This is a genomic window from Sphingobacterium sp. ML3W (assembly GCF_029542085.1).
Lineage (GTDB): Bacteria > Bacteroidota > Bacteroidia > Sphingobacteriales > Sphingobacteriaceae > Sphingobacterium.
The window spans coordinates 3,126,116-3,138,662 of sequence record NZ_CP107036.1 but is presented as its reverse complement, the minus strand read 5'-3'; the positions used below and the strand labels follow the sequence as shown (position 1 = coordinate 3,138,662).

General features: G+C 42.5%; 8 protein-coding genes. All 8 read left to right on the top strand.

Going from position 1 to position 12,547, the window contains the following annotated elements; all coding sequences use genetic code 11:
- Nucleotides 1-605 precede the first annotated feature (605 nt).
- The 8 genes from OGI71_RS13310 (at nt 606) to OGI71_RS13275 (ending at nt 12,531) form a co-directional block, all read left to right on the top strand.
- Entirely contained in the window at nt 606-3,317 is a 2,712-nt protein-coding gene (locus OGI71_RS13310; RefSeq protein ID WP_282255970.1) for a GH116 family glycosyl hydrolase, read from the top strand.
- Nucleotides 3,308-3,892, top strand: coding sequence for a hypothetical protein (locus tag OGI71_RS13305; RefSeq protein ID WP_282255969.1), 585 nt, complete (start codon nt 3,308-3,310; stop codon nt 3,890-3,892). Before OGI71_RS13310 ends, OGI71_RS13305 begins: the two co-directional genes overlap by 10 nt.
- A 26-nt stretch (nt 3,893-3,918) precedes the next feature.
- Nucleotides 3,919-4,203, top strand: a complete 285-nt coding sequence (locus OGI71_RS13300) for a hypothetical protein (protein ID WP_282255968.1) — start codon at nt 3,919-3,921, stop codon at nt 4,201-4,203.
- A 408-nt stretch (nt 4,204-4,611) separates the two neighbouring features.
- A complete protein-coding gene (locus tag OGI71_RS13295) occupies nt 4,612-5,181 on the top strand; it encodes a sigma-70 family RNA polymerase sigma factor (protein ID WP_282255967.1) in 570 nt (189 codons plus the stop codon).
- A 77-nt stretch (nt 5,182-5,258) separates the two neighbouring features.
- Nucleotides 5,259-6,242, top strand: a complete 984-nt coding sequence (locus tag OGI71_RS13290; RefSeq protein WP_282255966.1) for a FecR domain-containing protein — start codon at nt 5,259-5,261, stop codon at nt 6,240-6,242.
- A gap of 116 nt (nt 6,243-6,358) precedes the next feature.
- Entirely contained in the window at nt 6,359-9,823 is a 3,465-nt protein-coding gene (locus OGI71_RS13285; RefSeq protein WP_282255965.1) for a TonB-dependent receptor, read from the top strand.
- A gap of 72 nt (nt 9,824-9,895) precedes the next feature.
- On the top strand, nt 9,896-11,659 hold the full coding sequence (locus tag OGI71_RS13280) for a RagB/SusD family nutrient uptake outer membrane protein (protein ID WP_282255964.1): 1,764 nt from the start codon (nt 9,896-9,898) through the stop codon (nt 11,657-11,659).
- Nucleotides 11,650-12,531: a metallophosphoesterase gene (locus OGI71_RS13275; protein WP_282255963.1), complete on the top strand. Its 882-nt coding sequence runs from the start codon at nt 11,650-11,652 to the stop codon at nt 12,529-12,531. The genes OGI71_RS13280 and OGI71_RS13275 overlap by 10 nt, the downstream gene beginning before the upstream one ends.
- Nucleotides 12,532-12,547: the final 16 nt, after the last annotated feature.

Below are 12,547 nucleotides of genomic sequence, written 5' to 3'. Positions count from 1 at the left end.
GCATCACAAGCAAAATCCCATGGGACAGAAAAATATCCCTGCTTGATGCCATTCTCAATGCAGGGATTGCTGCACCGTATAGTTGCTGTCGCGGTAATTGTGGAACATGTGTATGCATGCTCGAGGAAGGTGAAGTGCGTTTGAGGCGAAATTTTGTTTTAGCAGAGGCTCACTTACAGCAAGGTCTAATTTTAACTTGCGTAGCGACCCCTATAAGTAATACGATTAGAATAAACTACGATGAATTTTAGCTTTTTAAAAGCTCGTTGCGAACAGATCGGTGTCGGTACACCATCACGTTCTTCACCTCTTTAATATAATCCCGTTTTTTTCAAAAATTGAAAAAGACATTTATGTCACTCGCTATGCCTGTGTGGTGCCCCAATGGGACTATGTTGCTTATCAGCTTCTTCTGGCTTACAATAAATGTGAGAAAATCAATAGTGAGGGTGGAGGAATCAGCAGTTTTATGTATCTTAATTTAATGAACCTGAATATGCCAAGCCCGATCAAGGTTTTGCTAACTGGCCAATTCCATAGAATGCAATAGATAGAAACAAAAAATTTACTTCCACAAAATCCCGGATGGTGATTATATAAAACGTATGGATAGAAGAAGCTTTTTTAAGAAAACGAGTTTAATTGGTCTTGCTGTACTGGGCAGTCATTTTACAGTTTGGTCCAAATCAATATTTTCCTGGGACAACCCGATACACAATATTACTGAGCAGAAGGATATAGATAAGCAATGGCTAGCCTCTTTATATCAGAGGGGCGAGAAAATTGCCTACCGAAAAAGTAAGAACGAATTACGTTATATCGGCATGCCAGTAGGAGGCTTGCATGCAGGTACGGTCTATATCGGTGGTGATGGTAGACTATGGTTGTGGCAGATATTTAATACTGCATATGATGGTGAACGCGAAGGAATAGAACCGAAAAACGTGATGTGGAATAACGGGCAGGAACTTGTACGTGTTCGTCCACGTGATGGGTCTGCCTATGTCGAACCAGCTATTGCCGATAATCTTCGTGGTATGGAACAAGGCTTTGCTGTGTCCGTTTTTTTCAATGGTAAGCATGTGGTCAAGGAACTTCGGGAAAACCATTGGGATGAGATTGTATTTGAACCCACTTATCCCACCTGTCGTATAACTTACAGTAGTGCAGACTTTCCTGTGGATGTTGTGCTTACGGCCTATTCACCTTTTATTCCATTAGACCAAGATAATTCTTCTTTGCCACTGACAACCTTGCATATAACGCTTGAGAATAAGACTGATAGAACAATTGAAGTCGCTATAACCGGTTGGATGGAGAATGGAGTCCATAAGGGGCGTAAAGATTTCAATGCTGTCAAAAAGGTGTCGCATTTGGCTGAGGGATCAGGTATCAAAGTACTTGGTTATAGCTGTGATCAAGTGCCTGATGCTGCCAGGCAAGCTGGAGATTCTGGAACCATGGCTTTTACATGTATAGATCCACAGGCGGAGGTGGTTACCAGATTAAAAAAATGGCCTGTAGCACCACATAGCTTAAAACCAGATAATAGTGATTCAGTAATCGGTTTTTCTGATTTTCAGGTTGGAGCCTTTACTGTCAAGCGTACAATAAAATCCAAAGAAAATAGCCAAATTTCTTTTGCGATTTCCTGGCACTTTAACCATCCCCATCCAAAGTTGCAGGAAAATCTTAAAGATGCCAAAGCCGGATATTGGTATGGCACGAAATTTAAGGATGCCGTAGCCGTAATCGATTACTATATAGCCAACAGAGAAAAGCTTGATGTAGAAACGCTAGTGTGGCAGCAGACTTGGAATGATTCGACATTACCGCATTGGTTTATGGATCGGACCTTTGTTAATATCGGAACGCTGGCCACGGCGAATACCATGCGCTTTGCCTCGGGAAGGTTCTGGGGTTGGGAGGGTATTGGTGCCTGTGCCGGTACTTGTACCCATGTCTGGCAATATGGACAGTCCATGGGCCGTATATTCCCTGATCTTGAACGGAATTTGCGTGAAGTAACAGATCTCGGAGTCGGTTTTCAGCCAGAAACGGGCGCAATTATCTTCCGGGCAGAATACGAAAAAAGACCCGCCATCGACGGGCAGGCTGGTGTTATCCTTCGTTTTTATCGGGATCATCAGATGAGTACTGATGAAACATTCTTAAAACGGAACTGGCCAAAACTTAAACAGGCGATTCAGTTTGTCCTCGATCAGGATAAAAACGGAGATGGCATGACCGATACGCCAATGGAAAATACATTAGATGCAGTCTGGGAGGGAGAAATCGCCTGGATTGTCGGGCTCTGTCTAGCGGCGGTGCAGGCAGCTGGATATATGGCAGGAGAAGTTGGTGATAAGAAGTTTCAGCAGATTTGCCTGGATTATGTCAAAAAAGGATCGGAAAATATGGACAAACATCTCTTTAATGGCGAGTATTATATCCATCGGCCGAATGCAGCAGCAGGGCGTACGAAGCTAGGTTCCTATAATACCTGTCATATCGATCAAGTGTATGGACAAGCCTGGTGTTCGCAGGTGGATATGCCGCGTGTCAATAGTAAAGAGAAAACCTTGTCCGCCTTGAAAGCGCTATGGAAGTACAACTTCACTATGGATGTAGGGCCTTATATCAAGACGCATCTTGGGGGTAGACCTTATGCGCTGGCAGGTGAAGGGGGGATGGTCATGAATACCAATCCAAAAAATGAGGATAAAGCCTATGGGGATAATACCACTTGGCAATTGGGTTATTTTCATGAATGTATGAGCGGATTTGAACATCAAGTAGCTGCGCACATGATGGCTGAGGGCATGATCGACGAGAGTTTGGTCATGACCAGGGTAATTCACGACCGTTACCATGCTGCAAAAAGAAATCCCTTTAACGAAATTGAATGCAGCGATCACTATGCGCGTGCGATGGCGAGTTACGGAACCTTTATCAATGCCTGTGGTTTCAGTTACCATGGCCCCAAGGGCCAAATCGGATTTGCGCCCAAGATCGGAGCCGCCGATTTCAAAGCTCCGTTTACTACAGCACAGGGCTGGGGGACTTATACCCAAAAGCAACAAACGGGAAAATGTGATTGTCAGTTAACCCTGCAATATGGCCAATTGGAGCTCAATGAATTCCATTTGGGCAATTCTGCTGACTTGACAACGGATAAAAAGAAAATCAAGGTCTTACAAAATGACGAGCCTATAGCGCTAGGGGAATTAAAACGTGCAAATGGACGTCTAGTTGTAGTTTTTAGTAATAAACTAGCCCTACATAAGGGTGATAAAATTAATATCCTATGGTCATGAGCAAATGGGGATATCATTCATTGTTGATGGCTTTTCTTTGTGTGATGATTGGATGTAATTCCTCTCCGAGCCATTTAGCTGATCCTACAATAGAACCGGGTTGGCATGAGCTTCTTTCGCGAAAGCTCCCATTACTTGGTCATCGCAATTGGATCCTAGTTGTCGACAAGGCCTATCCTGCACCTGCCGGAGATAATATTCTGTTTATTGATACAGAAAAGCCAATGCCGGAAGTTCTTGGCGGCGTGGTTGGACTGCTCAATCAGCAGCCTCATGTCAAACCTATTTTCTACACGGATAAAGAGATCGGATATCTGGATGACAGTATTGCTCCGGGGCTAAAGGAATATAAAAGGAGCTTGGATACAATACTTCATCAGGTAAAATTGCAGTCTTTAATGCATGAAGATGTTTTTCGAAAAATGGATCAGGCGGCAGAACTTTTTCAAGTGGTTGTGTTGAAAACAGAATCCTTGGTTCCCTATAGTTCAATCTTTATTGAACTTGACTGTAAATACTGGGATGCTAACCGTGAAAAGATTTTACGTGAGCAGATAACAAAATCGACAGAATAATGCGTTTAATTTTGAAGTAATTTAGATTGTTTCCTTATCAGTTACTATGTGCTGCCAAGGATTTTGAACATCAGGAACAAGAACAGGCATTTCAGAATATTGCATTGGAAGGGGTCTCTTGGATGCTTAAAGATTCTGAGATTGTTTTAAAACAGATTGAAGATCCTTCGATGATTAAGGTTAGTGAAGCCGAAGCAGCTAAATCGAGCTGGAAAGATAGAGCTGTAACAATAGGCTGCTTTATTATACTCGCATTCCTTTTGATTTCATTGATTGTCGGGATTTATACGGTCATTAATTCTATTTTATAACGGTTATGCTATTTAACGTATTATATCCGGTTCTTATCAAATAGAGGATCTTTATAATGACAATTTGGTTGTCCATATCGTCTTGAACCATAACAATGTCTATTCTGAAAATACTTTTTCAAAAATAGGCACTATCAACACACTATAACAGACTTTCCGAACATTTGAGAAAGAACGGTGATCTTGTCTCTTTGCTCACGCAAAGAGATAGGAAAACCGTAGAAGAGTGAATTTGTCCGACTTCGAAATTGCGGAAAGATTTAATCTTCTGTGAAAAAGCAAGTACAAAATGCACTGAAAAGATAATATCAAATTTACGCAAACGTTTGTTTTCATAATTAGATTTTTAAATTGAAAAAATCATGTAAGTTTGTTGTGACGACCAATCATATCGCCAGCAGAAAGATTATGAAATCGACACTATTAATCAAAGATATTTCTGATTTTGAAATGTTGGTGAATACTCATACCGACAAGTTAACGCAAAGCGCTTTCCTAAAAATTGGAAATTTGCAGGACGCAGAGGATCTTGTGCAGGACCTTTTCGTCAATCTCTGGGTTAAAAGAGAGTCCATCGTTGTGCATGGCTCAGTCAATAATTACCTCCATGTAGCCCTCCGGAATAAAATTATGAACTATTTTGTCAAGGTAAAACTTCATCAGGATGTGAAAGATAGGCTGTCAATACATCTCGAGGTTGTGGATCTCTCCTTGGTAAACCTATTAATTGAAAAAGATTTGAATACCTTGTTTTCGGAAATTTTGAACGAGTTGCCAGATCATATGCAAAAGATTTTTAAGCTACGAAATGAAGATTTTACACTAAAAGAGATTGCTGTCGCATTAGGCCTTGCGGAGCAGACTGTCAAAGGTTACAGTGCTGAAATGCACCGTCGCATCAAAGCCATGTTGATCGAACGGCATCCTGAATTTGCCCGTTCATTGACAGCATTATTATCATTTTTGCTGATCAAATAATTTTTTTTAATTCCTTACATACTTTTGATTCTCACCAACTGTCTTACTAGAAAGAGCAAACCTAGAAAAGATTACGCGTGGATCACAAACAGTTAAAAAAGCTAATCAAGAAGTACCAAGATGGTACAGCCAATGCAGCCGAGAAATTTATCTTGGAATATTGGTACGAAACCTTGGACCAACAAGAGCCCGAAACTTCAGATATAAACTTCGTTCCGGAACGAAGCGATCTCAGGACCCGGATTATTGATGCTGCGGCAGGATACACAGTCAAGCGATCGAGCTACCGATATCGCTTTTTATATGGAGCTGTTGCGAGCATCTTATTCTTGATACTTTCTACCGTTTTATATCATCAATACTTTTCGGTATCGCAGATCGATAATCTTATCAAGCCAATCAAGACAGCCTATCTTAATAAAGGAACTATATCCACCGGTACCGCCGAACGGAAAACAGTCATCTTAAACGACGGTACAAAAGTGATCCTGAATGCGAATTCTAGTCTTACTGTTGGTGACTACAACCGCAAGCGGGAGGTAAATCTGTATGGAGAAGCTTTCTTTGATGTCAAAAAAGATCCTTCCAGACCATTCATCGTCCATGGTGGTGGATTGCATATTAAGGTGCTGGGTACCAGTTTTAATGTCAAAGCTTATCCTGATATCCATAATACATCCGTATCCGTGCGTACAGGTAAGGTTCGAGTTGACGATAACTTAAAAAATCTGCGCACACTGATGCCAGATGAAAATATAGTCTATGATCGCAAGTCTAGTGATTTTAAATTGACCAATGCTGAGTATGCTTTGGAATCATCCTGGTTGTCTGACCATGTTAAGCTAGATCAGGCCAGCTTTGAAGAATTGAACCAAAACTTTAAAAATTTCTACGGATTCACACTCTATACAGCTGATGAAAAACTATTAATGGATCGCTACAACATCAGCTTCCGGCAATCCAAAACAATGGAAGCTGCGCTAGAAGAGATTCAGTTATTGACCGGAAAAAAGATCAGTATCAAAAATAAGCAGGAGGGAAAAGAGATCATTTTATACTAAAAATAAAAGGGCTCACATAGTGTAAGACCCTTTACAGAAAATTATGGAATCTATCTGACCCGATTCCATAATCGGTTTCATGGATGTAAAACCTTTAATCAATACAAAATTAACAAATGATTAACAAAAAACTAATTATAAAAGAAAAAAGAAGCAACAAATACCTTTCTTTAACCCTCGGGGGGGCGCTGCTGCTATTTTCTAGTGCTGTCCCCTGGAACAGTACATTTGCACAGGCAAATGGCAAAATATACAACCAAAATTATCAAAAGACCACACTGCGCGACGTTATCATAGACCTTCAGAAGAAGTCGGGATCAGACATTTCGTTCACAGAGAGCTTAGGCCTAAAAAGTATTAGTATAGCCAAATTTGACACAAAAAATGAATCTTTGGAACAAGTTTTACGGAGATTACTGACTCCTTATGGTATTCAGGTAAAAAAGACTGATAATGGCTTTGTTTTGGCGAGGCAGACACAACAAGAGGGAAGATCCATTTCTGGAAAAGTCGTGGATCCATCTGGTATGCCCGTTTCCGGGGCTACCTTAAATTTAAAGCGTGCCAATACAAAATCCAAAAGTGATGATAAGGGGGGATTTTTGCTCCATTCAATTTTCCCTTCGGACACCTTATCCGTGCATTTTATGGGGTTCAAGGCAGTGGATACCTTGGTGACGAATGAGCGCGCAGGGGATCTCGTGATACGTTTGGAAACTGGCCTGGCACGTGAACTCGATGAGGTGGTGGTGGTCGGGTATGGTGTCCAAAAGAAAGTTAACCTGACGGGATCTGTTGCCGTTGTCGATGGCAAGCGCCTACAGGATAGACCGGTAAACAATGTTTCTCAATCGCTTTATGGAACAGTCAGTGGCCTGACGATAGCTTACGGAAACAATGGTTTTGAACCTGGTGCGGCTCCCTCTGTGCAGATCAGGGGGCAGGGTAAGCCTTATGTTCTGATCGATGGTACCGCAGGTGATATTAATACGATTGATCCGAATACTGTCGAAAGTGTTTCTATCTTAAAAGACGCCGCTGCTTCGGCAATCTATGGTGCCCGTGCACCTTATGGGGTCTTACTGATTACAACCAAATCGGGAAAGGCAAATCAGAAGCCACAGGTTGATTTTTCAATGAATGGGGGGCCGACAACCATTATCGATAAACCGAAGATGGTGGATTCCTACACATTCGCACGGGCCATGAATCAGATGCATGACAACCAGGGGGTTGCTAGGTTGTTTTCCGAATCCACAATAGATCGGATCATCGCGTATATAGATGACCCGACATTGCCCGAAACTGTGCCCGATGCCAACAACCCCCGCAAGTGGTCTACCTATCAATTCTCAAATGGCAATAACGACTGGATCGATATCCATTACGGAAATGGTCAGCGGATGCAGGAAAACCTTTCTGTCAAAGGAGGATCAAAAGATATGTCCTACTTTTTGTCGCTGGGACATGCTTCCGAAAAAGGGGTGCTGAAAATGGTAGACGATAAATATAAACGCTACAATTTTCAGGGCAAGATCGACGCCAATATTACGGACTGGTGGAAGATCAGTTCCAATACGCGTCTGACAAATGCAGTGCGTGATAGACCTATATATAATGGTGAAGGGGAATATGGTATGATTATACACCAGATTTTGAGAACGCATCCCGAGGTTTTCCTTAAATCGCCAAATGGTTATTACTCGCAGCTTTCACGTGTACCACAGATGCAGGCGGGGTGTCAGAAATTAACAAATAATACGCTGGTACAACGCCTGGCAACAGAAATCAGTCCGCTTAAAAACTGGAAAATAAATGCCGACTATTCGATAGATTATAAGATTTTTGACTATGCCGGGGTCAATCAGGTCGCCTATGAAGATGAAGTAGACGGCACATTGGTGCCAATAGCACTTACCGTGCCTTCGTATATTCAAAAGAAAAAATCCAATACAACCTACAAAGCGCTCAATATTTATACAACCTATAATTTAGATTTAGGAACAGATCATCATTTTACGGCGCTGGCTGGCTTCCAGAATGAAATCAGTAAACTGGATTCCATGAGTGGCTTACGACGGGAAATAATTGTCCCCGATATCCCATCTTTTACAACGGCAACTGGTGAAATGCAGGTCGGTGACGGACTCACGCATTGGTCAACTTTAGGCTATTTTGCACGATTAAATTATAATTATGCGGACAAATATTTGATTGAGGCAAATGTGCGCTATGATGGTACATCCAAATTTTCCCGTGGCAGACGCTGGGGGGCTTTCCCTTCCGTATCTGTTGGTTGGGTGATTTCTAAGGAATTGTTTTGGCAGCCACTGCTGGATTATATTCCATTTATGAAACTAAGGGGCTCCTGGGGGAAGCTCGGTAATCAAAACGTTGCCTCCTATCAGGATCTGGCCTTACTAGGGGTGCAAAGTAATCTGGGCTGGCTTATTGATGGAATGCGGCCCGCTTACACAACAGCGCCAAACCTGGTAAACCGCTATCTTACCTGGGAGTCATCACGCTCCATGAATACCGCCATCGAAATGGGATTTTTCCAAAACCGGCTGCAGGCCGAATTTGAATATTATCAACGGCTGACTTATGATCGTCTCGGACCGGCACAGGCATTGCCAGCCGTGTTGGGTGCCACTATTCCGAGGAAAAATAATTCGGAGCTCAAAACCATGGGTTGGGATTTTAGCTTGCGCTGGAATGGAAAAATAGGCTCGGATTTTAACTATTCCGTAGCAGCAAATGTATTTGATTATAAAAATATAATTACAAAGTATACCAACCCTACAGGTATCCTGACAACGGATTATATCGGCAAAGATGACGGTGAAATATGGGGTTATGAAACTGCCGGATTGATCAAAACCAAGGAACGTGCCGACGAGATCAATGCATCAGGTTATCAAAAATTTATCAACGGCCAGGCCTGGCAGACGGGGGACGTTGAGTACCGGGATCTCAATGGAGACGGCCTAATCAATAATGGTAAAAACACCATCAATGACCACGGTGACCTTAAAATCATTGGTAATTCGACGCGTCGTTATCAGTATGGACTTAATTTAACAGCTAACTACAAAAATGTTGATATCGCGGTGTTTATTCAAGGTACGGGAAAACGTGATCTATGGCTGGATGGTAATGTGTTTTGGGGTTTTAGGGCCTGGAATCAGTCTTCGCTATTCCCTCATCACATGGATTACTACCGGGATACCGAAGGCGACCGGTATTCGGGACTTGGTATAAATACTGAAGCTTATTTTCCGCGGCCTTACAGTAATACAACTCAAGATAGCAAGAATAAGCAAATGCAGACGCGCTACCTGCAGAATGGTGCCTATGCACGCCTTAAAAATCTGCAGATTGGCTATACCATCCCGCCGTTAATGCTTCAGAAAATCGGATTAAAACGCGCCCGTATTTATTTCTCCGGTGAGAATATCTACACTTTGTCCAAACTCCCAAGCGGATTTGACCCCGAAACAGCAATGTTGGGCCAATATGGAGATGGCAAGGGCATGTTTTCGCAGGCAATTTGGGCATTCGGGATAAATATTTCGCTGTAACAGCATTTGATTCGAATGTAAAGGAAGCTACTTGGATGGCGAAAGAAAATTATATCAAGAAATCAATAACCAATGAAAAAAATCATAACCTTATTATATACGGCAGTTATCGTACTGTTGGCCAGTTCCTGCTCCGAAGAGTTTTTGGACAGACCGCCATTGACACAGATTGAAAACGAAAGCTATTGGAAAACAGCCAAAGACCTGGAGAATTATACGGTGCAATTCTATACGGTATTCCCGGCTTTTAATACCGTAGGTAGTTTTCTCGGTGTGATCGGTTGGGATGGCTCCCGTGGATCCGATGTGCAGATATCCAGTTCGCCCAGTACAGTTTTAAATGGCACGGAATCGCCGGTTTCATCAGGCGGAAACTGGACCTGGGGTAATATCCGTAGTGTCAATATCTTTTTTAAGAATTATACGAAATGCAAAGATCCTTTTGAAAAATATAAGCAGTTTTTAGGCGAGGCGCACTTCTTTAAAGCTTGGTTTTATTTCGAAAAAGTCAGGCTCTACGGTGATGTTCCCTGGTATACGGAGCCATTGGAGATGGACTCTGAGGAACTATTCAAAGCACGTGACCCACGTACAACGGTAGTCGATTCGATTTTGGCACACCTAGATAAAGCGATAGAATATCTGGAGCCAGTGGCTACAGTAAAAGGTAAAAACAATCGGCTTTCCAAACAGGCTGCCCTGCTCTTCAAATCCAGAGTCGCCTTATTCGAAGGCAGCTGGCAGAAATACCACAAAGGTACAGCATTTGGTACAGCTGGCGTCGATCCCAATAAGTACTTCCGTCAAGCTGCTGCGGCTGCCGAAACGTTGATGGACACGAAATATGGCATGTCCCTATATAGCAATAATGATCCTGAAAACGATTACTGTAAATTATTTTCCCTGAAAGACCAACTTGCCAATAAAGAGGTGATCCTCTGGAAAGCTTATGCTGTCAACCGCGATCTGTCGCACTCCTTCCAGATCTATGTATCTGACCGTACTGCGGGAATATCCATGACTTTCGAACAGGTGCAGCATTATCTGGGGCGAAATGGTCAGCCATACGATTATTTTACCCTTGGCAAGACGGTGAAAGGTAATGCGTTTTTAGAAAAAATTCGGACAGATTGTGACCCAAGACTGTCCCAGACGATCTGGACACCGGGTGCGCTGATGTGGGACAATACCTTCGGTAAAGCTACCTTTAAGAAACCATTTTTGGATAAATCCGGTGAGGCCTTGAATAATACTGGTTTCCAGATTCGGAAGGGAAATGATCCAAAATCGGCTTTGGCGGGTGGCGGGGTTTCCTGGAGTTCAAGTGATGAAACGGGCGCCATTGTCTTCCGTTATGCCGAAGCATTATTGAATTATGCCGAAGCAAAGGCTGAACTTGGCGAAACAGTCGATTATGCCAAATCGATCAATCTGCTCCGGAAAAGATCAGGTATGCCGGATTTTGCTATTACCAACGATCCTAATAACGACAGGTATGCTGATTATGGTTATAATTTATCAGACCAGTTAAAAGAAATCCGTCGTGAACGTACTGTCGAGCTGGGGGCAGAAGGATTTCGCTATGACGATATCCGCAGATGGGCCGCACATAAGCTGCTGAAAGGAAAACGTCCCAAAGGCTACCCGTTCGCGGCTTCAGACTGGACAGGTACTAAAATTAATTATAAAGTTGATGCGGATGGTCTCTTGGATCCTTTTGTGACACAGCTGCCCAATGGTTATGGGTTTAAGGAAAATCGGGATTATCTCGAATGTATTCCCTTGAATGAAATCACTTTGAATAATAATCTAAAACAAAATCCAGGATGGGAATAAAGTTATTTTTATCGCTGCTCTTCAGCCTATTTTATAGTATGGGGCAAGGACAATCGGTGGTCAGGATCGGTCTGATAGCTGATCCACAATATGCGGATAAAGATACCCACGGTAGCCGTTTTTACCGAAATTCACTTGCCAAATTGGATTCGGCTGTTGTGGCTATCAATAAGGAAGGGGTAGATTTTACAGTCATGCTAGGCGATTTGGTCGATGTAGGGCCAAAAGATCTGACCCCCGCACTTCAGCGACTCCACAAACTCAAAAGACCCATCTACAATATTTTGGGAAATCATGATTATGTGGATGTTGAGGATGGATCGGGCCTATATAAGTCTTATAAAATGCCGAATCCTTACTATACAGTAGAGAAGGAGGGATGGCTATTTATCCTGCTTAATACCAATGAACTTGCCGAGTATGCCACCAAAGCAGGATCGGGTGAGCGACAGACCTGGCAGATGCTTAATGATGGACTCAAAACAGGAAAAAGAGGCAATGATCAGCCCTGGAATGGTGGCATAAGCACAACGCAGCTCAAATGGATGGAAAAGCAGCTCAAAAAGGCACAGTCAAAGGCAAAAAAGGTGATTGTCTTTACACACCACCCCTTGTATCCTGAGAACGGTCTCGAAGCATTGAATAATCGAGAGATATTGGGCCTCATTGAGAAATACCCCGTTGTAAAGGCCGTGATATCCGGCCATCATCATCCGGGTAATTTTGCAAGTTACAAAGGTATTCCGATGATTACACTTGAAGGGATGATCGAAACCGCTGATCAGAATGCTTATGGTATTTTGGAACTGGGAGTACATCAACTGAATCTCCATGGAGAAGGTCGGATGACATCCAGAAAAATTGCTTTTTAAATGAATAAACTTAATA